General features: G+C 61.9%; 23 protein-coding genes. 9 read left to right on the top strand and 14 right to left on the bottom strand.

The window, feature by feature from the left end:
• Nucleotides 1-31 precede the first annotated feature (31 nt).
• The 11 genes from FF80_RS02755 to FF80_RS02705 form a co-directional block, all read right to left on the bottom strand.
• Nucleotides 32-784: an ABC transporter permease gene (locus tag FF80_RS02755; RefSeq protein WP_035097357.1), complete on the bottom strand. Its 753-nt coding sequence runs from the start codon at nucleotides 782-784 to the stop codon at nucleotides 32-34.
• Nucleotides 781-1,716 carry an ABC transporter ATP-binding protein gene (locus FF80_RS02750; protein WP_035097356.1) on the bottom strand — a complete coding sequence of 312 codons (936 nt, stop codon included), beginning with the start codon at nucleotides 1,714-1,716 and terminating at the stop codon, nucleotides 781-783. Before FF80_RS02750 ends, FF80_RS02755 begins: the two co-directional genes overlap by 4 nt.
• Before the next feature lie 98 nt (nucleotides 1,717-1,814).
• A complete protein-coding gene (locus tag FF80_RS02745; protein ID WP_052153101.1) occupies nucleotides 1,815-3,005 on the bottom strand; it encodes an ABC transporter permease in 1,191 nt (396 codons plus the stop codon).
• A gap of 220 nt (nucleotides 3,006-3,225) precedes the next feature.
• Nucleotides 3,226-4,137: an ABC transporter substrate-binding protein gene (locus tag FF80_RS02740; protein WP_035097355.1), complete on the bottom strand. Its 912-nt coding sequence runs from the start codon at nucleotides 4,135-4,137 to the stop codon at nucleotides 3,226-3,228.
• 81 nt (nucleotides 4,138-4,218) lie between these two features.
• Nucleotides 4,219-5,778 carry an aromatic amino acid lyase gene (locus FF80_RS02735; protein WP_244445687.1) on the bottom strand — a complete coding sequence of 520 codons (1,560 nt, stop codon included), beginning with the start codon at nucleotides 5,776-5,778 and terminating at the stop codon, nucleotides 4,219-4,221.
• A 483-nt stretch (nucleotides 5,779-6,261) separates the two neighbouring features.
• Complete coding sequence (rhaM, locus tag FF80_RS02730) at nucleotides 6,262-6,594, bottom strand: L-rhamnose mutarotase (protein WP_035097354.1); 333 nt, start codon at nucleotides 6,592-6,594, stop codon at nucleotides 6,262-6,264.
• On the bottom strand, nucleotides 6,591-7,586 hold the full coding sequence (locus FF80_RS02725; protein ID WP_035097353.1) for an ABC transporter permease: 996 nt from the start codon (nucleotides 7,584-7,586) through the stop codon (nucleotides 6,591-6,593). The genes rhaM and FF80_RS02725 overlap by 4 nt, the downstream gene beginning before the upstream one ends.
• On the bottom strand, nucleotides 7,579-8,562 hold the full coding sequence (locus FF80_RS02720; RefSeq protein WP_035097352.1) for an ABC transporter permease: 984 nt from the start codon (nucleotides 8,560-8,562) through the stop codon (nucleotides 7,579-7,581). The genes FF80_RS02725 and FF80_RS02720 overlap by 8 nt, the downstream gene beginning before the upstream one ends.
• A complete protein-coding gene (locus FF80_RS02715; protein ID WP_052153100.1) occupies nucleotides 8,559-10,064 on the bottom strand; it encodes a sugar ABC transporter ATP-binding protein in 1,506 nt (501 codons plus the stop codon). The genes FF80_RS02720 and FF80_RS02715 overlap by 4 nt, the downstream gene beginning before the upstream one ends.
• 169 nt (nucleotides 10,065-10,233) lie before the next feature.
• Complete coding sequence (gene rhaS, locus FF80_RS02710) at nucleotides 10,234-11,220, bottom strand: rhamnose ABC transporter substrate-binding protein (RefSeq protein WP_035097350.1); 987 nt, start codon at nucleotides 11,218-11,220, stop codon at nucleotides 10,234-10,236.
• A 43-nt stretch (nucleotides 11,221-11,263) separates the two neighbouring features.
• Complete coding sequence (locus FF80_RS02705) at nucleotides 11,264-12,070, bottom strand: DeoR/GlpR family DNA-binding transcription regulator (protein WP_035097349.1); 807 nt, start codon at nucleotides 12,068-12,070, stop codon at nucleotides 11,264-11,266.
• Nucleotides 12,071-12,251: 181 nt separating this feature from the next.
• On the opposite strand from FF80_RS02705, the gene FF80_RS02700 reads away from it, so the two are divergent.
• Nucleotides 12,252-14,351 (top strand): bifunctional rhamnulose-1-phosphate aldolase/short-chain dehydrogenase, encoded by a 2,100-nt coding sequence (locus FF80_RS02700; protein WP_035097348.1) that lies wholly within the window; start codon nucleotides 12,252-12,254, stop codon nucleotides 14,349-14,351.
• A 167-nt stretch (nucleotides 14,352-14,518) separates the two neighbouring features.
• Entirely contained in the window at nucleotides 14,519-15,808 is a 1,290-nt protein-coding gene (gene rhaI, locus FF80_RS02695; RefSeq protein WP_035097347.1) for an L-rhamnose catabolism isomerase, read from the top strand.
• A 49-nt stretch (nucleotides 15,809-15,857) separates the two neighbouring features.
• On the opposite strand, the gene FF80_RS02690 is transcribed toward rhaI, so the two are convergent.
• On the bottom strand, nucleotides 15,858-16,748 hold the full coding sequence (locus tag FF80_RS02690; protein WP_035097346.1) for a LysR substrate-binding domain-containing protein: 891 nt from the start codon (nucleotides 16,746-16,748) through the stop codon (nucleotides 15,858-15,860).
• A 118-nt stretch (nucleotides 16,749-16,866) separates the two neighbouring features.
• Here FF80_RS02690 and FF80_RS21795 point away from each other — a divergent pair, with 118 nt between their 5' ends.
• The gene (locus FF80_RS21795) at nucleotides 16,867-17,037 is read left to right on the top strand and encodes a hypothetical protein (protein WP_160172781.1); all 171 of its coding nucleotides are present in this window, start codon (nucleotides 16,867-16,869) and stop codon (nucleotides 17,035-17,037) included.
• Nucleotides 17,038-17,078: 41 nt separating this feature from the next.
• On the top strand, nucleotides 17,079-17,552 hold the full coding sequence (gene ybaK, locus FF80_RS02680) for a Cys-tRNA(Pro) deacylase (protein ID WP_035097344.1): 474 nt from the start codon (nucleotides 17,079-17,081) through the stop codon (nucleotides 17,550-17,552).
• Nucleotides 17,553-17,747: 195 nt separating this feature from the next.
• Here the strand turns inward: ybaK and FF80_RS21225 are convergent, their stop codons facing one another.
• Nucleotides 17,748-17,894: a DUF1127 domain-containing protein gene (locus FF80_RS21225; RefSeq protein WP_081917193.1), complete on the bottom strand. Its 147-nt coding sequence runs from the start codon at nucleotides 17,892-17,894 to the stop codon at nucleotides 17,748-17,750.
• A gap of 427 nt (nucleotides 17,895-18,321) precedes the next feature.
• Here FF80_RS21225 and FF80_RS02675 point away from each other — a divergent pair, with 427 nt between their 5' ends.
• The 3 genes from FF80_RS02675 to FF80_RS02665 are packed head-to-tail and all read left to right on the top strand — an operon-like array spanning nucleotide 18,322 to nucleotide 21,205.
• Nucleotides 18,322-20,598, top strand: a complete 2,277-nt coding sequence (locus FF80_RS02675; RefSeq protein WP_052153099.1) for a heavy metal translocating P-type ATPase — start codon at nucleotides 18,322-18,324, stop codon at nucleotides 20,596-20,598.
• Complete coding sequence (gene cueR, locus FF80_RS02670; RefSeq protein ID WP_035097342.1) at nucleotides 20,595-21,002, top strand: Cu(I)-responsive transcriptional regulator; 408 nt, start codon at nucleotides 20,595-20,597, stop codon at nucleotides 21,000-21,002. Before FF80_RS02675 ends, cueR begins: the two co-directional genes overlap by 4 nt.
• A gap of 2 nt (nucleotides 21,003-21,004) precedes the next feature.
• Nucleotides 21,005-21,205, top strand: coding sequence for a heavy-metal-associated domain-containing protein (locus FF80_RS02665; protein ID WP_035097341.1), 201 nt, complete (start codon nucleotides 21,005-21,007; stop codon nucleotides 21,203-21,205).
• A gap of 65 nt (nucleotides 21,206-21,270) precedes the next feature.
• On the opposite strand, the gene FF80_RS02660 is transcribed toward FF80_RS02665, so the two are convergent.
• The gene (locus FF80_RS02660) at nucleotides 21,271-21,630 is read right to left on the bottom strand and encodes a DUF305 domain-containing protein (protein WP_035097340.1); all 360 of its coding nucleotides are present in this window, start codon (nucleotides 21,628-21,630) and stop codon (nucleotides 21,271-21,273) included.
• Nucleotides 21,631-21,733: 103 nt separating this feature from the next.
• Between FF80_RS02660 and FF80_RS02655 the strand changes: the two genes are divergently transcribed.
• The gene (locus FF80_RS02655; RefSeq protein ID WP_035097339.1) at nucleotides 21,734-22,075 is read left to right on the top strand and encodes a metalloregulator ArsR/SmtB family transcription factor; all 342 of its coding nucleotides are present in this window, start codon (nucleotides 21,734-21,736) and stop codon (nucleotides 22,073-22,075) included.
• Between the two features lie 7 nt (nucleotides 22,076-22,082).
• Nucleotides 22,083-22,829, top strand: a complete 747-nt coding sequence (cobF, locus tag FF80_RS02650) for a precorrin-6A synthase (deacetylating) (protein ID WP_035097338.1) — start codon at nucleotides 22,083-22,085, stop codon at nucleotides 22,827-22,829.
• Nucleotides 22,830-22,855 lie beyond the last annotated feature (26 nt).

Below are 22,855 nucleotides of genomic sequence, written 5' to 3'. Positions count from 1 at the left end.
AAAACGCGTTAGTTGGTTGAGGCAAAAAAGCTCACGCCGCCGCCCTCCCCAATTGCCCCGTCCGCGCCATCAGCAGCCGCTCCAACGCCGAGAGCGCGTCATAGATCAACACCGCCAGCACGCCCACGATCAGTCCGCCCTGCAACACAAAGGCGGTATTGTTCGACAGCAGCCCCGCAATGATCACCTCGCCCAGCGTGCGCGCCGCCACGGTCGAGCCGATGGTCGCGGTCGCCAGCGAAATCACCGTCGATAGCCGGATTCCCGCCAGGATCACCGGCAGCGCCAGCGGCAGTTCGATCTTGATCAGCCGCTGCCAGCCGGTCATGCCCACGCCCTTGGCCGCATCGGTCACCGCCGGCGGCAGATTGGTCAGCCCGGTCAGCGTATTCTCGAAAATCGGCAGCAATCCATAAAGAAACAACGCCACCAGCGTCGGTGCAGTGCCAAAGCCCAGCAAGGGCACGGCCAGCGCCAGCACGGCGACCGGCGGAAAGGTCTGCCCGATATTGGCGAGCGAACGCGACAGCGGCAAAAACTCCGCGCCAAACGGCCGCGTCACCACGATTGCCAGCCCCACCGCCACAATGGTCGAGGCTAGCGTCGCCGCCGCCACGATGGCGAGGTGGTTCAGCGTCAGGTCGAGCAGGCCGCCCTGATTGTAGATGGCCGGCTGGTTGTTCTTGGTGAACAGCCCGAAAAACCCGGCAAAGGTCTCGGGCCGGACGAGGAACAGGACCAGCACCAGCAGCGCAACAAGCCTGATCAGCAGCCCGGTCTTCATTGCGGTCGCGCCGCCAGCTTCGAGAGGGCGCCAAGCGTCACCTGCCCCACAATCTGCCCATCCCGCCGCACCGGAAGAGAGGGCCGGCCCGACCACAGCAATTCGGCATAGGCATCGCGCAGCGAGGCCCCGGCGTCCACCGGCTCGCCGGCCGCCTCCCCCGCCTCGATATGATCGGCCACCTTGGCCAGCGACAGCAGCCGGAATGGCCGCTCGCTGGTGCCGATCAATTCGGCCACGAAGGGCGTCGCCGGATTGGCGATGATTTCGGCAGGCCTGGCAAATTGCAGCAGCTTGCCGCTGTCCATCACCGCTATCTTGTCACCCAGATGGATCGCCTCTTCCATGTCATGGGTCACCAGCACGATGGTGGTGCCAAACTTGCGCTGGATGGCCAGCAAATCTTCCTGCGCCTTGGCGCGGATCACCGGGTCGAGCGCACCATAGGGCTCGTCCATCAGCAGGATATTGGGCTCGGCCGCCAGCGCCCGCGCCACGCCCACGCGCTGCTGCTGCCCGCCCGAAAGCTCATTGGGCAGCCGGTCGCGAAACTGGGCCGGATCGAGCTGGAACAGGCTCAGCAATTCATCGACCCGCGCCGCGGTTTTCTTTTTGTCCCAGCCGAGCAGCTTGGGCACGGTCGCGACGTTCTGCCCCACTGTACGGTGCGGAAACAGCCCATGCCCCTGAATGGCATAGCCAATCCGCCGCCGCAGCTCATAGGCCGGCACAGTGCCGATATCCTCGCCATCGATGCGGATCGACCCCGAGGTTGGCGTCACCAGCTTGTTGATCATCCGCATCAGCGTGGTCTTGCCCGAGCCGGACGTGCCCACGATGACGCAGATACTGCGCGGCTCCACGGTCATGGTGACCCGATCGACCACCGCCGTTTCGCCATAGACCTTGGTGATATCGTCGATTTCGATCATCTAACTGTTCTCCCCATCCGGGCCTCTTCTCACCTCGCCCCTCAGGGGAGAAAGAACCGCAGGCACAGCACAAGTGGACATAACGGTTTGGGTCGCGATCATCGTCCACCCCCACGGCTCGTCATTTCCACCAGGGCGTCGAGCACCACTGCCGCCGCAAAAGCCAGCGCCACCGTGGGCACCGCTCCCAGCAGCACCAGGTCCATCGCCGTCTGTCCAATCCCCTGGAACACAAAGACGCCAAAGCCCCCGCCCCCGATCAGCGCGGCAATGGTGGCCAGCCCTATATTCTGCACCAGCACGATGCGAATGCCGGTCAGGATCACCGGAAAAGCCAGCGGCAATTCCACCGCAAACATGCGCTGCGAGGCGGTCATCCCCATGCCCTTGGCCGCATCGACCGCCGCAGGCGACACGCTTTGCAGGCCCACTACGGTGTTGGAGACAATGGGCAGCAGCGAATAGGCGAACAGTGCCACCATGGCCGGCGCCACGCCAATGCCCGAAATGCCGATGGCCGACGCCCCCGGAATATTGGCCGCCACCCAGGCTAAAGGCGCGATCAGCAGGCCGAACAGGGCAATGGATGGAATGGTCTGTACAATATTGAGCACATTGAGCACTGCCGCGCGCAGCGGCTTGACCTTGTAGCAAAGAATGCCGACCGGCACGCCCACGATGGTGGCAATCGCCACCGATCCAAAAGCCAGCGCCAGATGCGTGCGCGCCTCGGCCCAGAAGGCCGGCGCGCGGGTGGCATATTCCTTGAGCATGGAGAGATCATTCCAAGCCCCGCTCCGCAGCAGTGCCCCAATCGCCAGCGCCACCACCAGCAGGATGGTCAGCCGCACCCATGGTGCAAATCGCAGCCGCGTCAGCGCATCGGCCACCATCAGCGCAAAGGCAAAGGCCAGCAGCCAGAACCCGGCCCCCGGCGACACCCGCGCAAAGGTATTATCCGGCGGCGTCAGATAGCTGCCCGACCAACCGATCAAAACGGCCAGCACGCCGAGCACGGCAAATCCGGCGATCAACTTGACCAATGCCGGAAAGCGCAACAGCGCAGCGATGAAACCGGCCAATAGAGCAAAAATCAGCACACCAGATGGCAGTGCCGGCAGGGCATCGAGCAGTGAACGCGGCTCACCCAGCACGATGCGATTGGCCCGGAACAAGGCAAACGGCAAAGCCGCCCCCGCCACCGCGATCAACGCAATCAGCACGCCCAGCTTGTCGAGCGCCAGCCAGGCGGGGCGGCTCGCTATCGAGGATGTTGCGGCGATGCTCATGCTGGCTCCAACTCTGCGCGATGTGGAGGGGCTTGCGATAGTCGGAAAGCCACGATGCAATCCCCTCCCCCTTGAGGGGAGGGCTAGGGTGGGGGTGCTGCGGTTCCAACATGCTCGATGCCGTTGGAGGGTTCAGCACCCCCAACCCTCAATCCCGCCCCTCAAGGGGGAGGAAAGCAGATCGGGGCTCACTAGAGTGGGCATGCGAGCCCCCACCCCGTCAGTCGAGAAAACCACCCGAGGTCAGGTAATCCGTCGCCACGCCCGAAGCCGCTTCGCCGCCCACCTGCACGCGGCCATTAAGGTCCTGCAGCACTTCGAGCGTCAGCCCGGCAAACACCGGCTTGAGCAGCTCTTCGATCTGCGGATATTCGGTCAGCACAGCCTCGCGGATGATCGGGGCGGGCTGGTAAACCGGCTGCACGCCCTTGTCGTCCTCAAGCACTTTGAGACCCGAGGGCGCGATGCCGCCATCCGTGCCATAGACCATGGCGGCATTGACGCCATTGGTCTGCTGGGCCGCCGCGGCAATGGTCGCCGCCGTATCGCCCCCCGACAGCGTCACCAACTGATCGGGTGTGAGCGTGAAGCCATAGACTTCCTGGAATTTCGGCAGAGCCGCCGGCGAATTCACGAACTCGGCCGATGCCGCCAGCTTGACCTCGCCGCCGCCCGCAACCCAAGCGCCGAATTCGCTGAATGTCACCAGATTATTGGCGTCGGCCACATCGGCGCGCAGGGCAACAGCCCAGGTATTGTTGGCCGGCGAGGGTGTCAGCCAGACGATCTTGTTGGCGTCGTAATCGAGCTTGGCGGCCTCGGCATAGGCGCTTTCGGCATTGTTCCAGAGCGGGTCATCGGCCTTGTCGAAGAAGAAGGCCGCATTACCGGTATATTCGGGATAGATGTCGATTTCCCCGGCGGTGATCGCCTCGCGTACGATGGGCGTGCCGCCGAGCTGGATGCGGTCGGTGACCGGAATGTCATTGGCTTCAAGCACCTGCTTGATGATGTTGCCAAGCACCCCGCCTTCGGTGTCGATCTTGGAGGAAACGACGACCTGGGCATTGGCTGCGGTCACCGAAATGGCGAGTGCAGCGGCGGCGCTGAAAAGCGTGGATTTGAGGCGCATTGGTTTCTCCATTTTCCCCGGGCGTTGGACCCGGCTGTCCCTAACCTAACCTGTTGTCAGAATTGGGCGAGGCCGCAGATGCTAAGCAACCGGGCCCAGCGCGAAAAACTCGTCCAACTCCATAATCGCCGAGTGAGAAATTAGTTCGTTCATCAACTCGTCGGAGGCCAAGGCATCTTCGACGGCCTCGACCTCGGCCGATAGCGGCCGATCCTGCCAGTATGTGTCAGCATGCTGGCGCACGAGCGAATAGATAATGCCCGGAACATTGCCTGGATTGTCGCCTGACAAGTCCATGGCCTGCGCCGCGAGCATAGCTTCGAGCGCCGCCAGCCGCCGCAAGGCCAGCACCTGCCGCTCGAACCGCTCGACCACCAGCGGCAGGAACGCGGCCTCATCCTCAAGGCCCCCGGCCACCACCATGGAATTGGCCGAGATGGGATTGGTCATGGTCAGCACGCGGGCAAACAATTCCCCCGCCAGCTTGATGATCGGCCCAAAGCCAGTAGCAATGGCGCCGGGCGCCACCAGATTGACCGGCAATCCGCGCCGCCCGCCATTGCCGAGCAGCACGCAGCGATTGAATGAATTGCGCGCAATGTGGGCCAGTCCCAATTGCGCGGTCTGCAGGAACACGGTGACATCGAGCGGCAGCGAGCCCCCCGAAGTCAGCACCTGTCCGCCCGCCACCACCGGATTGTCGTCGGTGCGGCCGGTCGCGGCCAGCAGGATCTTCCCGGCGGCCACCAGCGTTTCATAACCCGTGGCAAATACCTGGCTCATCATGCGCAGGCTGAGCGGGTCCTGAATATGGGTGGCGTCGGGCCAGTCCCAGCCCTTGGCGTTGAAATAGAGCCAGGCCCCGATGCCCGCCTCGCGCTCGGTGCCGACATGGGCCACCGCTTTCCACGGGTCGCGCGAGGCGCCCAGCGCCCCCGCCGTGGTCAGCCCTGTCGCCAGCATCACGCGCACTGCGGCGGCAGCGTCGCGGATAGCGGCGGCAGCTGCGGCATAGCCCACCGCATTGGTCGAAATCGACGCCAGGCTATCCCGCGGCGCCAGCCGGAAGGGCTTAAGCCCCGCTGCACTCAGCGCCGTTTCCGCCGGCTGGCGATGGCCATCGAATGTGGCCTCACCCGCCCCGGTCAGCACTGCCCCGATCTGCCCCATCAGCCCAATATCGGCGCAGCCTATCGATCCGGTGCGCCGCACCACCGGCACCACATCGGCCGAAAGCAGCGCCAGATACGCCTCCACCAGGTCGGTGGTGCAGCCGACCCGTCCGGTCAGTGCCATATTGACGCGAATGGCCATGGCGGTGCGCACGATCTGATTGGAAAAGGCCTCGCCCGTGCCGAAGTGATGGGCCCGTACCAGCCCCAGATTAAAGGCGTCGAGCTGATCAGGCGTCCATTCGACATCCTTCATCGCCCCCACGCCCGTGGTGGAGCCATAAACCGGCTGCCCCGCCGCAATGGCCTGCTCGACCATTTCGCGCGCCACCGCCACCCGTGCCATGGCATCTGGATCAGCCACCAGCCGCGCCTTGCGCGCCCCGATCCGGGCAATATCGGCAAAGCTCATCGGCTTGCCGCTGAGGGTAATGGGAAGGCCGCTTATGCTCATTGCCAGTTCGTTCATGCGCCCAACATGATCCGGGCCTGCCCAGATGGCAAGCCGATGCCCGGACGTGACGCCACACCGTTAAGTGAAGCGTTAAGCATTGCGGCGCCGCAACGCCAATACTAAAGTGATCACTTAACTGGAGTGACCTCATGGCCCGTTATTTGATACAATTGCTGGAAGCCCGCAAACGCCTCTGGGCTGAACGGCTGGAGCGCCTGGCGGCCTATTTGGCGAAACACTAGGGAAGGCACTGAACCTCCCTCGCCCCTTGAGGGAGAGGGACGTCATTTCTGCGTTCAGCAGAAATGACAGGGTGAGGGGCTTCGATCCGTCCCGTAGGGCAAATCGCTCCAGTGGAGCGATTTGAGGGGAGAAGGCCATGAGAGCTATGCTCGAATGGCGCAAGCCTGCCCATGCCAGAAGCGCAGAAAGAGACCTCTCATCCGCCCCTTCGGGGCACCTTCTCCCTCAAGGGGAGAAGGAAGGCATCGCCCGGCCCTACTTCATCCAGAACATCGGCACCAGATCCACCGACACCGGCTCATTCTTCTCATTGGTCGCCATTACATCGGCCATATGCGCCCACCAGCGCTGCATCACCGCCGTGCCCGGCAGCTCACCCATCGTATGGTCCACCCGCCGCCACAGCACGCCGAACAGGATATTGGTCTCTTCGTCCAGATGGATCGAATAGTCCTTCACCCCGGCCTCATGCAGCAGCTCGACCAGTTCGGGGAAAATCTCGTCATGGCGTTTCTTGTATTCCTCCGCCATGCCGGGATTCAAAAGCATCTTGAACGCATGCTTTTCATAGCCGCCATCCGCAATCATGCGCGCTGCCTCCACATTCTGAACAGGATCGGCAGCGCGATCACCGTGATCAGCAGCCCGCCGATAAAGATCGACATGACGATACCGGGCACATTGAGCAATCCGAGCCCGAAGGTCACCAGCCCCATGATCAGCGCTGCCAGCACCACGCCGACAATCGAGCCCGCGCCGCCCAGGATCGACACCCCGCCCAGCACCACCATGGTGATGGCCTCAAGCTCGAAACCCTCGGCGATCGATGGCCGGGTGGAGCCCAGCCGCGCCGTCAGCAGCACCGCTGCAATGCCGCTCATCAGCCCGGTCAGGCAAAACAGGATGAACTTGATGCGATCCACCCGCACGCCGGAAAATTGCGCGGCGACATCATTATTGCCGATGGCAAACACCCTTCGGCCGAAATTGGTGCGGTGCAGCAGCACGAAATAGACCGCCGCAAACACGAGGAACAGCACCAGTTCGAACGAGATCACCCACCACACATAGCCCTGCCCGAACCAGCCAAAGCTGGCCGGATAATTGCCAAAGCTCTTGTCGCCCAGCACGATGAAGGCAATGCCGCGGAACAGGCTCATCGTGCCGATGGTGACCACGATGGAGGGCAGTTTCAGCCCCGTCACCAGAAAGCCGTTAAACGCCCCGCACAGCAATCCCACGCCCACACCCACCGCCACCAGCACGGGCGTATCGGCGCCATATTGCAGCGCCAGCCCCATCATGGTGGAGGCCAGCGCGATGATCGCGGCCACCGACAGATCGATCTCCCCCGAGATGATCAGCAGCGCCATGGCCAGCGCGATCAGCGCCTTCTCGGTGAAGTTGAACGTCATGTCGCTCAGGCTCCACTCATTGAGGAAGTAGGGCGACGAGTAGGAATTGAAGACAAAGATCACCACGGCCACGAGAACCAGCAGGCTCTCCCAGCTCAACAGTGTCGACTTCAGCGGATTATCGAGCCGGTTGGGCAATTGGCGCCCGGTTGTTACGTCAGACATGGGCGGCCTCCGCCGATTTCAAAATCACGCGCCCCTTGCGCCGTTCGCCTCGCGCATTGAGGATCACCGCCAAAAGGATCGCCGTGCCGGAAATCGCCATCTGCCAGAATGGGGAGATGTTGATCACCGGCAGGGCATTGTTGATCACGCCCAGGAACAGTGCCCCCAGCAGCGCCCCGGCCACCGTGCCGATGCCGCCGGCGATCGAAATCCCGCCGATCACGCAGGCCGCCACAATGGTTAGCTCATACCCGCTCGCCACTTCCACCGAGGCGATCACATAGCGCGAAATCCAGAGATAGCCGCATAGGCCCGAGACGGCGCCTGCCAGCACGAAGGCCATGAATTTGGTCAACCCGACATTGATGCCGGTATAGACCGCGGCCGTCGGATTGACCCCGATGGCATAGAGCGCCCGGCCCAAAGGCGTGCGCGTCATCAGCAGGAAAAACAGGATGGCGACGACGATGGCGATCCAGCTGAGTACCGGCAGCCCCAGCAATACGGCGCGCTGCAGCCCAATAAAATCGGGACTCATCTGCGCCGCATTGACCCAGGCACCGCCCGAAATCACAAACACCAGCCCGCGGAAAATGGTCAGTGTGCCCAACGTCACCACGATTGGCGGAATATTGAGCTTCCAGACCAGTACGCCATTGAACGCGCCCAACAGGCCCCCGATCACCACGCAAAGCGCCATGATCAGCGGAATGGGAATGGCGGGATAGGCCGCATTGAGCATGGCCGCGATCATCCCGGTCAGCGCCAGATTGGCCGCCATGCTGAGATCGATCGAGCGGGTCAGGATCACCGCCATCTGCCCCAGCGCCAGCATCATCAGGATCGATGTGTCGTTGAAAATGGTCAGCAAATTACCCGGCTGGGAAAAGCGCGGGAAGCGCAGCGTCACCAGGATGATGACGGCGACAATGGCCAGGCCCAGCCAGATTTCACGGTGTTTGGCGAGCGACTTCATGCTGCGGCTTCCTCGGCGATACCGGCGGCCAGGCGCACCAGCGTTTCGGGGGCCAGCCCCTTATTGTCCAATGTGTCCACGATCCGCCCTTCGCGCATCACCACGATCCGGTCGCTCATGCCCATCACTTCGGGCAGTTCCGAGGACACCATGATCACGCTCAGCCCCTGCGCCACTAGTTCCGCCATAAAGCCATGCACCGCAGCCTTGGAGCCGATATCGATGCCCTTGGTGGGTTCATCCAGAATGATCACCTTGGGGAGCGTGGCCAGCCATTTGGCGATCACCACCTTCTGCTGATTGCCGCCCGACAGGGTCGACACATTCTGGCTCAGCGAGGACGCCCGCAGGTCCAGCCGCTCGGTATAGGTCCGCGCCAGCTTGAATTCCTCGGCCATGCGCAAAAAACCCGATTTCGAGGTCTTTTGCAGCGAGGGTAGCGACACATTCATGAAAATCGGTTCGCCCGTAATCACGCCCTGCTTGCCGCGCTCCTCGGGCACATAAACAATGCCCGCCTCCACCGCGTCGGCCGGCGATTTCGGATTGATCACCGCGCCATCGAGCACCAGTTCGCCATGCGAAGGCCGCGTCATGCCGAATACCGCCTGCATCACCTCACTGCGCCCCGCGCCCACCAGCCCGTAAAAGCCCAGGATTTCCCCCTTGCGCACGGCAAAGGAAATATCGGCGAATTCGGTGGGGTGGCTCAGCCCCTTGGCTTCGAGCACCACGGGACCAATCTCGGCCTTGCGCTCAGGAAAAATATGATCGACCGAGCGCCCCACCATCAGCTTGACGATGTCGCTTTGCCCGGTGTCCTTGATCAGCCCCTTGCCCACCTGCTCGCCATCGCGGAACACGGTGAAGCGGTCGGCAATGCGATAGATTTCATCGAATTTGTGGCTGATGAACAGGATCGCCTTGCCGTCCTCCTTCAGCAGATCGATCAGCACGTACAGCTCCTCGATCTCCTTCTGGCTCAGCGCCGCGGTCGGCTCATCCATGATCACGACCTGTGCATCGATGGACAGCGCCCGCGCCACCGCGACCAGGTGCTTTTTGGCAATGCCCAATTCCTTGAGCTTGATATCGGGATCGATCCCGGCCGCCATTGCTTCCAGCGTCTTGCGCGATTCCGCGCGCATGGTCTTCCAGTCGATCATGCCGAAACGGTTGCGCGGGGCATGGCCGAGATAGATGTTTTCGGCCACCGTCAGCTCGTCAAACAGCACGGTTTCCTGATGGATCGCCGTCACGCCCGCCTCGAATGCCGAATGCGCCGTGGGCAGGCTCAGCGCCTTGCCCGATACCGTGATCTGGCCTTCATCGGGCTGATAAATCCCGGTCATGATCTTGACCAGCGTCGACTTGCCCGCCCCGTTTTCGCCGATCAGCGCGGTCACTTCACCAGGATAAAGCTCCAGCGACACATTATGCAGCGCCCGCACGCCGGGAAAGGTCTTGGTGATACCGGCGAGAGTGAGGATGGGGTCGGTCATGAGGTTTGTGCTCTTAAAAGAGAGTCCCCCTCCCTAGCCCTCCCCACAAGGGGGAGGGTGAACCCGGAGCGTTGGCACCATCGCGCCACAACCACCGCAGTCACCCTCCCCCTTGTGGGGAGGGCTAGGGAGGGGGTCGGCCTGGCGTCTCCGCCAGGCCGGTCTGTCATCAATAGATCTTCGAAAATTCTTCGATATTGGACTTGTCGAACTGGAACGGCGCGGCCATCGGGGCCGAGTTGGTGTCGTCCAGCGTGATTTCGCCAACGCGGCCGATCGAGAACACGGCACCCGGCTTGGCTTCTTCGCCCTTGATCAGCTCATTGGCCAGATAGATGGCCGAGTAACCCAGGTCGATCGGGTTCCACAAAGCCACGGCCTGCGAGGCGCCATTGTCGATGAACTGCTTGAACTCCGATGGCAGCGCCAGGCCGGTCACATTGACCTTGCCGATCAGGTTCTGGTCGGTCACTACCTGAGCTGCCGCCACGACACCGACCGTGGTGGGCGCGATGATGGCCTTGAGGTCGGGATAGGAGGCGATCAGCCCCTTGGCTTCGTCGGTCGATTTCACCGAGTCATCGTCGCCATAGACGGTTGCCACCAGATTGATATTGGGGAACTTCTCGGGCAGCACGGCCTTGGCGGCTTCGATCCAGGCATTCTGGTTGGTCGCAGTGGACGCAGCCGACAGGATCGCCACGTCGCCACCTTCGGGCAGATAGTCGGCTGCCAGCTTGATGATGGTCTCGCCGATCAGATTGGTGTCGGACGGGTTGAGGTGGATCTGGCGGCCGGCTTCGGCAACGCCGGAGTCAAACGAGATCACCTTGATGCCGCGCTGCATGGCGCGCTGCAATGCCGGCACCAGAGCGTCCGGGTCATTGGCCGAGATGGCGATGGCATCGACCTGCTGGGCAATCAGCGAGTTGACGACTTCGATCTGGGCTTCGGCCGTAGCAGCAGTCGGGCCGGTATAGATGACTTCGATATCACCCAGCTCGGTGGCCGCTTCCTGGGCGCCCTTGTTGGCGGCGTCGAAGAAGCCGTTACCCAGCGACTTGACGACCAGCGCAATGCGGGTCTGGGCGAAAGCGGGGCTGGCGAACAGCGCTGCAATTGCAGTGGTCGCCGCCAAAATCTTCAAGAGTTTCATAGGTAATCCCTCCCTGGGACGTTCTGGTCTTGGTCCTTGGATCTCACGCGACCGTTATCTGGCGGCCGGCATGAGCAGTCGTTTCCACGACGATGAGCCGCACTCCTGCCGTTTCCAGCATTTGGCGGTCTTCGTCGCGGATGCCGCTATCGGTGATGACGGCGGTTATCCGGTCGAGCCCACACAGGATGAGGCTCGATCTGCCCGAAAACTTGGATGAATCTGCCAGCACGATCAGCTCGTCCGCCTGGCCGATCAGGCCCAGTTCGGATTGAACGATCATCGGATCGGCTTCCATCAGGCCATGCTGGCCGATGCCCTGGCAGCCGATGAACATGCGCTTGGCGTAAAAATGGGATGCCACCACGCCGCCAAAGGGCGACAGGATCACATTCTGCTCGCGATAGATGGTGCCGCCGGGAATAACCACGGAATTGCGGGAATTCTGGATCAGGAATTCGGCGATGGCGAAGGAATTGGTGAATACTGAAAGCCGGCGCGCCGTCAGGTGATGCACCATCTGGTAGGTCGTCGTGCCGCCATTGATGATGATCGGCTCGCCATCCCGGCACAACTCGGCCGCCGCGCGGGCAATGGCGCGCTTGGCGGTCATGTTGATCGTTTCGTTCACCGAGAAGGGCCGGCCCATCAACCCACCCTGCTCGGGCGGATTGACCGCTTCGGCGCCGCCGCGCACCCGGCGCAGCTCACCCCGCACATGCAAAGCCGCAATGTCCCGGCGGATCGTCGCTTCCGACGTGCCGGTCATATCCACCAGCTCGGCGACGGTCGCGACGGGCCGTGCCTGGACGGCGGCCAGAATGACCCTGTGGCGCTCGGTTTCGTGCAAATGCTTTCTCCCTGATCCTTTGAGTTTCATCAAAACCAATCAGTGTCAATCATGATTTCGCATTGGTCGATCAGTATCAACGAAATATGATTGCTAGTGATCGTTTCTGATTGACAGCGTGACGGGAACTATGGCCATGTCCGGCCAACTTTCCATTATCCAACTCTCTGGGAGGAGTATCATGTCCACTTCCGCGCCCAAGCGCCTTGCGAACCTTTGGGATGACGCCAAGGCCGCCTCGATGAGCGAGCCCGAGCGTCTCGTCTACCGCTCCAACCTGCTCGGATCGGACAAGCGCGTCACCAATTACGGCGGTGGCAATACCTCCTCCAAGATCTGGCAAAAAGACCCGCTGACCGGCCAGGACGTCGAAGTCCTCTGGGTCAAGGGTTCGGGCGGCGACAGCGCCTCGATCAAGCTCGATGGCTTTTCGACCCTCTATATGGACAAGCTGCGGGCCCTCAAGAATCTCTATCGCGGCGTGGAATTTGAAGACGAAATGGTGGGTTACCTCCCCCACGCCACCTTCAATCTCAATCCCCGCGCCGCCTCGATCGACACTCCGCTGCATGCCTATGTGAACCGCCCGTTCGTTGATCACATGCACCCGGACGCGATCATCGCTATCGCCGCCTCGAACAATTCCAGGGAACTGACCAAGCAGATCTTCGGCGACACCATCGGCTGGCTGCCCTGGAAAAAGCCGGGCTTTGAACTCGGCCTGTGGCTCGGCAAATTCTGCGAAGAAAACCCCAATGCCAAGGGCCTGATCCTTGAGTCCCATGGCCTGTTCACCTGGGGCGACACGCCCAAGGAATGCTACGAAACCACGATCGGCATCATCAATCAGGCCATCGAATGGTTCGAGCAGCAGACCGAAGGCAATGCCATTTTTGGCGGCGACGCCGTCAAGTCCCTGCCCGCTGCTGACCGCCGCGCCATCGCCGCCAAGCTGATGCCCAAAATTCGCGGCCTCATCTCGGAAGACAGCCACAAGCTGGGTCATTTCGACGACAGCGCCGCCGTGCTGGAATTCGTCAATTCCAAAAACCTCCGCCCACTGGCCGCGCTCGGCACCTCCTGCCCCGACCACTTCCTGCGCACCAAGATCCGTCCGCTGGTGATCGAATTCGATCCGGCCAATCCCGATGTGGATGCCGTCATCGCCAAGATCCCCGAGGACATCGCCGCCTATCGCATCGACTACCAGGCCTATTACGACCGCTGCAAACACGACAATTCGCCCGCTATGCGCGATCCCAATGCCGTGGTCTATCTGATGCCGGGCGTGGGCATGTTCACCTTCGCCAAGGACAAGGCCACTGCCCGCATTTCCGGCGAGTTCTATGTCAACGCCATCAATGTGATGCGCGGCGCCTCCACCGTTTCAACCTATGTCGGCCTGCCCGAGCAGGAAGCCTTCGACATCGAATATTGGCTGCTTGAAGAAGCCAAGCTCGCCCGCATGCCCAAGCCGAAATCCCTTGCCGGCCAGATCGCTTTGGTTACCGGCGGCGCCGGCGGCATCGGCAGGGCCACCGCAGTCCGTCTCCTCCGCGAAGGCGCCTGCGTCGTCCTCGCCGATATCGACGAGACCGCTTTGGCTGCAGCAACGGAGGAGCTCGGCAAGGCGTTCGGCGCTGACTTCGTCCGCCCCGTCATCGTCAACGTCACCAAGGAAGAGGCCGTCATCTCCGGCTTCGCCCATGCGGTGGTCGAATTCGGCGGCCTCGATATCCTGGTGTCCAATGCAGGCCTGGCCTCCTCGGCCCCGATCGAAGAAACCACGCTGGAGCTTTGGAACAAGAACATGGACATCCTGTCCACGGGTTATTTCCTCGTCTCCCGCGAAGCCTTCCGCCTGTTCCGCAAGCAGAAGATCGGCGGCAATGTGGTGTTCGTCGCGTCCAAGAACGGCCTTGCCGCATCCCCCAACGCCTCGGCCTATTGCACCGCCAAGGCCGCCGAAATCCACCTCGCCCGCTGCCTTGCCCTTGAAGGCGCGGCCGAACAGATCCGCGTCAACACCGTCAACCCAGACGCCGTGCTGCGCGGCTCCAAGATCTGGGCCGGCGAATGGCTCGAGCAGCGCGCTTCGACCTACAAGACCGACAAGGATGGCCTCGAGGAAATGTATCGCGAGCGCTCCATGCTCAAGCGAAGCGTCTTCCCCGAGGACATCGCCGAGGCCATCTACTTCTTCGCCTCGGACGCCTCGGCCAAGTCTACCGGTAACATCATCAATGTCGACGCGGGCAACGCCCAGTCATTCACGCGGTAAGAAAAGGGAAGAGCCCCCTCATCCGCCCTTCGGGCACCTTCTCCCAGAGGGGAGAAGGTTGGCGCAATGCCTTCCCGAACGCGGTGCCTCCCCTCGCCCCTTGTGGGAGAGGGTGGATCGGCCGGAGGCCGAGACGGGTGAGGGGGCCTTTGGGAGAGAGAACCACAATGACCGATCACATCATCGACCCGTCCATCATCGAAGCGGAAAACGCCGATCGCGTGGATGATCTGCATGCCGATTACGAAAGCCTGGGTGAGCGGCTCGACCGGCGCGGCATTGATATCGACACTATCAAGGCCAAGGTCGCCGAGTTCAACGTCGCCGTTCCCTCCTGGGGCGTGGGCACCGGCGGCACCCGCTTTGCCCGCTTCCCGGGCCTGGGCGAGCCGCGCGACATCTTCGACAAGATTGAGGACTGCGCCGTCATCGCCCAGCTGACCCAGGCCACCAATACCGTCTCGCTGCATATCCCGTGGGACAAGGCCGATCCCAATCGCCTGAAGCAAGCCGCATCGCGCTTCAGCCTGGGCTTTGACGCGATGAATTCCAACACCTTCTCCGATGCCAAGGGCCAGTTGCAGTCCTACAAATTCGGCTCGCTTTCCTCCGCCGACGCTGCGACCCGCCAGCAGGCCATCGAGCACAATCTGGAATGTATCGAGATCGGCCAGACCATCGGCTCCAAGGCCCTGACCGTGTGGATCGGCGATGGCTCGAACTTCCCCGGCCAGACCAATTTCGCCACCCAGTTCGAGCATTACCTCGACTCGATGAAGGCGGTCTATGCCGCCCTCCCCGATGACTGGCGCATCTACACCGAACACAAGATGTATGAGCCGGCCTTCTACTCCACCGTCGTGCAGGATTGGGGCACCAATTACCTCATCGCCAGGGAATTGGGCGACAAGGCCTATTGCCTCGTTGATCTCGGCCACCACGCGCCAAATGTGAATATCGAGATGATCGTCTCCCGCCTCGCCCAGTTCGGCAAGCTCGGCGGCTTCCATTTCAATGACAGCAAGTATGGCGATGACGATCTCGACGCCGGCGCCATCGATCCCTATCGCCTGTTCCTCGTGTTCAACGAACTGGTCGATGCCGAAGCGCGCTATGCGGATTTCCACCCCGCCCATATGCTTGACCAGTCGCACAACGTGACCGATCCGATCGAGTCGCTGATGCTGTCCGCCTCGGATGTGCAGCGCGCCTATGCCCAGGCTCTACTGGTTGACCGCGACAGCCTCAAGGCTGCGCAAAATGCTAACGATGCGTTAGCCGCAACGCAGGAACTGCGCGTTGCCTACAGATGTGATGTTGAGCCTATTCTGGCCATGGCCCGCCTCGAAAAAGGCGGCGCCATCGACCTGCTCGGCACCTACCGCGCCGCCGGCTACCGCGCCAAAGTCGCCGAAATCCGCCCCGCCGTCGAAGGCGGTTCAGGCGGCATCGTCTAGGACATAACACGTTGAAAACAAAGGGCCCGGCAGCAGTGCCGGGCCCTTTTCATTTCCCCAGAGACGCCGCCAATGGCAGCAGCCAATCGCGAAAAGCCTTGATTTTCGGGGCGTTACGCCGCGCCTCTGGATAAACCAGATAATAGGCATGCCCATCGCTCGCCAAGAGATCAAACGGCTGGATCAACCGCCCCGCCGCAATATCCTCGGCATAGAATGCCGGCGTCAGCATGGCCACTCCCCGCCCGGCAATCGCCGCTGCAGCCTCCAGATTCTGCGCTCCCAGCCGGGTGATCGGCCGCATGTCCAGCGAATAGCCAAGCACCCCCGCCTGCTCGAACCACAGCGCAAACCAGGGGTCGTCGGCATCCACCATCGGCAATTTCAGTAGGTCTTCCGGGCGTTTAACGCCCCCGATGCTCTCAGCCAGCCTGGGGCTCAGCATGGGCGAAAAGTCGGCCGGCAATAACTTATGCCCAGTCAATCCGGGCGCGATAGACTTGCCCCCACGAATGGCGATGTCGAATTCCTCGGCCGCAAAATCGATGACCCGGGGCGAGCTTTCGAGCCGCACCGCCAGTTCGGGATGCTCAACCTGGAACAGGCCGAGATGCTGCACGAGAAAATGACTGGCAAAGGTAGGTACCGATGAAATGCTGAGCGTCCCCGCCACCCGTCCCTGCGTCTGGGCGAAGGCCGCGTGCAGCGTTTCGAATGCCGCGCTGACCTCGGGCGCCAGCCGCGCCCCGGCCTCGGCCAGCGCGATCTGCCGGGGCCGGCGCAGGAACAGCGGGGTGCCGACGCGCTCCTCTAGAATCTTGATCTGGTAGCTCACCGCAGCCTGCGTCATGCCCAACTCGACCGCCGCGCGGGTGAAGCTCAAATGCCGGGCGACAGCCTCGAAAGCCCGGATCGCGGTCAGCGGCGGCAATACACTCATGGATCAAATCTCCTTATGTACCTAGATCGAGCTTTAGTTGGAAATAGCAGGCTAGACCAGCCAAATTACGGTCATGGAAACCAAGACCGGAGCCATCCCCATAAGGATGGTCATAGCCATGATCGCCCTGTCAAAGCCCCTCATCACCGCTTTCCGTCTGCCGCGCTTGTCCCTGCCGCGCCTCACCCGCCGTCGCCGCCAAACCACGATCGACCTGATCAATTCCTCCGCCCATCTGCGGCGGGACATTGGCCTCGTCGAAGAGAATATCTCCTGCCGGGGGCGGTAAGCCCCCTTGCCAGCAGGCGGCCGCCGCCTAAAATCCCGCTTATGTCCAAGACCACGCCCGCAACGCTGGCCCTCACCAAGGCCGGCATCCCCTTCACCACCGCCACCTATGATTATGACCCCGACGCCGACCGCGTTGGGTTGCAGGCGGCCGAGGCCATGGGCGTTTCACCCGCCATCGTGCTCAAGACCCTGATGGCCGAGGTCGATGGCAAGCCGGTCTGCGTGGTTGTTCCCTCCGACGAGGAAGTGAACATGAAAAAGCTCGCCGCAGCCTTTGGCGGCAAGTCGGCGCACATGATGAAGCCCGCCGACGCGGAGCGCCTGACGGGCTACAAGGTGGGCGGCATCAGCCCGTTCGGGCAGAAAAAGCCGGTGCCCACCGCTATCGAGGAATTGGCGACGCTGGAAGACAAAATCTTCCTCAATGGCGGCCAAAGAGGCCTGCAGATCCGCATGAAACCGGATGATCTGGTCGCCGCACTGGGTGGGAAAGCGGCGGATTTGATCCGCTGATTGCTGAGACCTCATGGTGAGCCTGTCGAACCATGAGGTCGGGTGAGTGGAGGCTTGGGTGCCACAACCTCGTCCTTCGACGGGCTCAGGATGAGGTCTACTGATTGTCCGCCGCGAGGAATAAACCACCCTTTTAAAAAGACAAAAGGCGCCCGATTGGACGCCTTCATCTCAAGTCTATTTCGACAGTTCGGCTTAGTTGCCGAAGGTGCCGCGAGCGATGTTCTTGATGTCGCCCTTGGTGATGCCCAGGTCGTTGAGCTGGCGGCTGTCGAGAGCGTTCAGCTCACGCAGGGTGCGCTGGTACTGAGCAAACTGTGCGATTTTCTGGCGGATGGTCATTTTGGTTTCCCCTTCGTTTTGATGACCCTTATCTATGCCCAGCAGGTCGTGATTAGAAGATGGACTCTATGCACATCCGTTATGCACTGGATGCAAACAAAATGGGCAGAACATTCATATTCGCGTCAGGTTGAATTTTAGGCAAATGCCTAATAATCCACAGGCGTTCGCCATTAAGCCATTGATATTTCTTATGAAAATGACTGTCTTTCACGGGACCTTCAAATTGACGCTTTGATAACCACGCTGAAACGAGCCATGCAGCCAATGCTGCTCGCGCAAGGCTTGGATGGTCATCAAACCCGGTCCCACACGTCAAAAGCCCGACTTTAGGGGCCTTTTTCACCCTCGCGTCGTGACATTCATATCACCCCTTGACCTTCCCATGATGGGAAGCCTTATATGCTGTGGGACGAGGTAAAAAGCCATGAATGAACACGTCCACACAAAGCCCGTTTCCATCGATATCGAAGGCATGACCTGCGCGTCCTGCGTCGCTCGCGTCGAGAAGGCCCTGCTCAAGGTGCCTGCCGTCGCCTCGGCCTCGGTCAACCTGGCCACTGAGCGCGCCACGGTAAAGCTCCACGAGCCGACCGAAGCTGATGCGCTGGTCGCCGCCATCGCCAAGGCCGGCTACAAGGGCAGCCCGACGCCCGAGCATCACGACCACCACAATCACGCCGGCCACCAGCATCACGACGAGGACGCCGCTGTGCTGCGCCGCGACGTGATCATCGCCGCAATCCTCACCTTGCCAGTCTTCGTGCTGGAAATGCTGGGCCATCTCTACATGCCCTTCCACATGTGGCTGATGTCCGTCCTGTCGATGGACGTACTCTATGTGGGTTACTTCATCGCCACCTCCATCGTGCTGTTCGTGCCCGGCTGGCGCTTCTTCAAGATCGGCATCCCGGCGCTGCTGCGCGGCGTGCCCGAGATGAATTCGCTGGTCGCTCTGGGTGCCGGTGCGGCCTATCTCTATTCGGTCGTCGTCACCTTTGCCCCGCAAGTACTGCCGGCACAGACGCAATATGTCTATTACGAAGCTGCCGCAGTCATCGTCACGCTGATCCTGGTCGGCCGGTGGCTTGAGGCCCTGGCCAAGGGCCGCACCGGCGAGGCCATCCAGCGCCTGGTGCGCGAGCAGGCCAAGACCGCCCGCGTGCAGCGCGACGGCAAGGTGATCGAGCTGCCCATCGAGCAGGTCAAGGCAGGTGACATAGTCGTCGTCCGCCCCGGCGAGAAGATTGCCGTCGATGGCGAGATCGTCGAAGGCGCCAGCAATATCAATGAATCCATGATCTCGGGCGAACCCCTGCCCGTCGCCAAGACCGTCGGCGCCAATGTCATCGGCGGCACGCTCAATACCAATGGCAGCTTCAGCTTTCGGGCCACCAAGGTGGGCGGCGATACCATGCTGGCCCAGATCATTCGCATGGTCGAGGAAGCCCAGGGCGGCAAGCTGCCGATCCAGCAGGTGGTCGACCAGATCACCATGTGGTTCGTTCCGGCCGTCATCGCGCTGGCCATTGCGACCTTTGCCGTCTGGACCCTCTGGGGCCCGACGCCCGCCTATGTCTTCGGCCTGGTCAATGCCGTTGCCGTGCTGATCATTGCCTGCCCCTGTGCCATGGGCCTGGCCACCCCCACCTCTATCATGGTGGGCACCGGCCGCGCTGCCGAGCTGGGCGTATTGTTCCGCAAGAGCGAAGCCCTGCAGCAATTGCGTGACGTCGCGATCGTCGCCTTCGACAAGACCGGCACGCTGACCCAAGGCAAGCCCACGCTGACCGATCTCATCCTCGACGATGATTTCGAGCATGATGAAGTGCTGGCTCTGATCGCTGCCGTCGAGGCCAAGTCGGAACACCCGATCGCCGAAGCCATTGTCACCGCTGCCGAAAAGCAGGGCCTTTCCCTGGGTGCGGTCACCGAGTTCGAAGCCATTGCCGGCAATGGCGTCCGCGCCCGCGTCGATGGGCGGCTCGTCACCATCGGCTCGCCGCGCCACCTCAGCCACCTGGACTTCTCGGACTTCACCACGGCCATCGACAAGCTCGCCGACGAAGGCAAGACCCCGGTCTTTGCCGCCATCGACGACAAGCTCGCCGCGGCAATCGTGGTCGCTGACACTATCAAGCCGACCAGCAAGGCGGTTATCGCCGCGCTGCACGCCATGGGCGTCAAGACCGCGATGATCTCGGGTGATAACAAGCGCACGGCCGAGGCCATTGCCCGCCAGTTGGGCATTGACGAAGTCCGCGCCGAAGTGCTGCCCGCCGACAAGGTTGCCGCCATCAAGTCGCTGCGCCAGCTCGGCAAGATCGCTTATGTCGGGGATGGTATCAATGACGCTCCGGCCCTGGCCGAGGCAGATATCGGCATTGCGGTGGGTACCGGAACGGATGCCGCCATCGAAAGCGCCGACGTCGTCCTGCTCGGCGGCGACCTCAAGGGTGTGCTCAATGCGCTGACCGTCAGCCGCGCCACGATGAAGAACATCTGGGAAAACCTGTTCTGGGCCTTTGGCTACAATGTGCTGCTGATCCCGGTGGCCGCCGGGGTGCTCTATCCGAGCTTCGGCATCCTGCTTTCCCCCATGATCGGGGCCGGCGCCATGGCGCTGTCCAGCGTCTTCGTGGTCGGCAATGCCCAGCGCCTGCGCGGGGTGAAGCCCACCCATCTGCAAGGAGAAACCGCATGAATATCGGGCAAGCCAGCAGCGCCTCGGGCGTTTCGGCCAAGATGATCCGCTATTACGAATCCATCGGCCTGATCAGCCCACCCAACCGTACCGAAAGCAATTACCGCGTCTATGGCGCCGACGAGGTGCACACGCTGCGCTTCGTCAAACGCGCCCGGACCCTGGGCTTTTCGGTCGAGGAAACGGCCACGCTTCTCGGCCTCTGGCAGGACAAATCCCGCGCCAGCGCCGAAGTCAAAGACATCGCCACCGCTCATATCGGGGCGCTGGAAACCAAGATCGCCGAGCTGCAATCCATGGTCAAAACCCTCAAGCACCTGGCCCATTGCTGTTCCGGCGACGACCGCCCCAATTGCCCGATCCTGGACGATCTGGCCGGAATGCCTGCAAAAAAAGGACACTGAGAATGAACGAAAAAACTGTCTTTACCGTCAACGACATGACCTGTGGCCATTGCGTTGGCACCGTGCGCAGGGCCCTGGAAGAGGCCCTGCCCGGCGCGACCATCTCGGTCGATCTGGCCAGCCATCGGGTCGAATTCACCGGTGATCGCAGCGTGGGCGAAGAAGCCATTCGCGAGGCCGGCTACACGCCGGAAGCGGCCTAACCCACAACGAAGGTCCCCGCGAAAGCGGGGACCTCCGCTTTTACTATTGAAAGGCCTTCACGGACCTACTCTCCCCGCTTCGCCAACCACTCCTTCATCCAGGCAATCTCGCTCTCCTGCGCGGCAATCACCGCCTCGGCCAGTTTCTTCACCTTGGGATCGCTCCCGTATTCCAGCACGATCTTGGCCATCGCCACTGCCCCCTGATGGTGCGGAATCATGTTCCGGATGAAGTCCACGTCGGCATCGCCGGAATAGTCAATCTCCATCTGGCCATGCATGTCCATGTTGGCAGCCTTATAGGCCTCGGTCGCGGACGTATCGCCGGCCGCCATGGCGCCATGGCCGGAATGGTCCTGCGCAAAGGCGGGTGTTGCGATACCGATCAGCAGGGCGGAAACAAGCAGCAGGGATTTCATCGGGATTCTCCTTCAATTGGATGGCATCGTTCTGCGGCTTTACCCAATGGGAAGGTCAAGCCCATGCGATCGCATTGACAAACTGCCCGCCAATTTGTTACTTAACTTCATGCTTAACCAACAAGCCAATCTCGATCTCATGTTCCAGGCCCTGGCCGATCCGACGCGGCGCGCCATGGTCGATCGCCTCAGCCGCGGCCCCGCTTCGGTCAGCGAACTGGCCAAGCCCTTCGACATGTCGCTGCCCGCTGTCGTGCAACACCTGCAGGCGCTGGAAGCCAGTGGCCTCGTCAGCTCGCAAAAAGTCGGCCGGGTCCGCACCTGCCAGATCGAGCCGGAGGCGCTTAGCCTCGCCGAGCAATGGATCAATGACCGCCGCACCACCTGGGTTCGGCGGCTTGATCGCCTGGGCGAGTTTTTAGCCGAAACGGAACCAGAGACGCGGACGTGATCCGGCGATGAAAACAATCCTGATCGTAGGCATCGGCGCGGGTAATCCCGAGCATCTGACCATCCAGGCCATCAATGCGCTCAACCGCGCCGATGTGCTGTTCATTCCCGACAAGGGCGCGGGCAAGGCCGACCTTGCCGATCTGCGCCGGGACATCTGCGACCGCTATGTCACCAACCCCGCCAGCCGCCGGGTTGAATACAGCGTGCCCAAGCGCGACGCCGCCAATCCCGATTACGGCGCGGGCGTGCATGATTGGCACGACGCCCTCGCCACCATCTTTGCCCGCCTGATCCATGCCGAGGTGCCCGAAAATGGCGCCTGCGCCTTCCTCGTCTGGGGCGATCCCAGCCTTTACGACAGCACGATCCGCATCATCGGCCGCCTCGACAGCGCCGCCTTCAGAATCGAAATCATCCCGGGCATCACGGCCATCCAGGCCCTCACCGCCGCCCATGGCATAGCGCTGAACCGCATTGGCGAACCCGTCCACATCACCACCGGCCGCAAGCTCGGCGACGAGGGGGTGCGTAGCGATAGCGTGGTCATGCTGGACGGCCAAACCGCCTTCGCCGCGCTGGACAATCCAGATCTCGATATCTTCTGGGGCGCCTATCTCGGCACGCCGGATGAAATCCTGATCGAGGGGCCGCTGCTGCAGGTCCGCGACAGGATCATCGAAACCCGTAAGGCCGCCCGCGCCCGGCATGGCTGGATCATGGATACCTATCTGCTGCGCAAGCGGGAGGGGTGATAACCCGTCCCAGATCGTATAAAGAT

It is taken from the genome of Devosia sp. LC5 (assembly GCF_000735585.1).
Taxonomy (GTDB): domain Bacteria; phylum Pseudomonadota; class Alphaproteobacteria; order Rhizobiales; family Devosiaceae; genus Devosia.
The sequence above is the reverse complement of the archived record's forward strand: the minus strand, read 5'-3'. Positions and strand labels throughout refer to the sequence as shown.

Excerpts from the sequence above, each read along its gene's own strand:
- cueR (WP_035097342.1), top strand. The coding sequence starts at position 20,595 with ATGAATATCGGGCAAGCCAGCAGCGCCTCGGGCGTTTCGGCCAAGATG.
- FF80_RS02745 (WP_052153101.1), bottom strand. The coding sequence starts at position 3,005 with ATGAGCATCGCCGCAACATCCTCGATAGCGAGCCGCCCCGCCTGGCTG.
- FF80_RS02735 (WP_244445687.1), bottom strand. The coding sequence starts at position 5,778 with ATGAACGAACTGGCAATGAGCATAAGCGGCCTTCCCATTACCCTCAGC.
- FF80_RS02740 (WP_035097355.1), bottom strand. The coding sequence starts at position 4,137 with ATGCGCCTCAAATCCACGCTTTTCAGCGCCGCCGCTGCACTCGCCATT.
- FF80_RS02715 (WP_052153100.1), bottom strand. The coding sequence starts at position 10,064 with ATGACCGACCCCATCCTCACTCTCGCCGGTATCACCAAGACCTTTCCC.
- FF80_RS21225 (WP_081917193.1), bottom strand. The coding sequence starts at position 17,894 with ATGACCATCCGCCAGAAAATCGCACAGTTTGCTCAGTACCAGCGCACC.
- rhaM (WP_035097354.1), bottom strand. The coding sequence starts at position 6,594 with ATGATTGCGGATGGCGGCTATGAAAAGCATGCGTTCAAGATGCTTTTG.
- FF80_RS21795 (WP_160172781.1), top strand. The coding sequence starts at position 16,867 with ATGATCGCCCTGTCAAAGCCCCTCATCACCGCTTTCCGTCTGCCGCGC.
- FF80_RS02665 (WP_035097341.1), top strand. The coding sequence starts at position 21,005 with ATGAACGAAAAAACTGTCTTTACCGTCAACGACATGACCTGTGGCCAT.
- FF80_RS02655 (WP_035097339.1), top strand. The coding sequence starts at position 21,734 with ATGCTTAACCAACAAGCCAATCTCGATCTCATGTTCCAGGCCCTGGCC.
- FF80_RS02725 (WP_035097353.1), bottom strand. The coding sequence starts at position 7,586 with ATGTCTGACGTAACAACCGGGCGCCAATTGCCCAACCGGCTCGATAAT.
- rhaI (WP_035097347.1), top strand. The coding sequence starts at position 14,519 with ATGACCGATCACATCATCGACCCGTCCATCATCGAAGCGGAAAACGCC.
- FF80_RS02755 (WP_035097357.1), bottom strand. The coding sequence starts at position 784 with ATGAAGACCGGGCTGCTGATCAGGCTTGTTGCGCTGCTGGTGCTGGTC.
- ybaK (WP_035097344.1), top strand. The coding sequence starts at position 17,079 with ATGTCCAAGACCACGCCCGCAACGCTGGCCCTCACCAAGGCCGGCATC.
- FF80_RS02690 (WP_035097346.1), bottom strand. The coding sequence starts at position 16,748 with ATGAGTGTATTGCCGCCGCTGACCGCGATCCGGGCTTTCGAGGCTGTC.
- cobF (WP_035097338.1), top strand. The coding sequence starts at position 22,083 with ATGAAAACAATCCTGATCGTAGGCATCGGCGCGGGTAATCCCGAGCAT.
- FF80_RS02720 (WP_035097352.1), bottom strand. The coding sequence starts at position 8,562 with ATGAAGTCGCTCGCCAAACACCGTGAAATCTGGCTGGGCCTGGCCATT.
- FF80_RS02675 (WP_052153099.1), top strand. The coding sequence starts at position 18,322 with ATGAATGAACACGTCCACACAAAGCCCGTTTCCATCGATATCGAAGGC.
- FF80_RS02750 (WP_035097356.1), bottom strand. The coding sequence starts at position 1,716 with ATGATCGAAATCGACGATATCACCAAGGTCTATGGCGAAACGGCGGTG.
- rhaS (WP_035097350.1), bottom strand. The coding sequence starts at position 11,220 with ATGAAACTCTTGAAGATTTTGGCGGCGACCACTGCAATTGCAGCGCTG.
- FF80_RS02700 (WP_035097348.1), top strand. The coding sequence starts at position 12,252 with ATGTCCACTTCCGCGCCCAAGCGCCTTGCGAACCTTTGGGATGACGCC.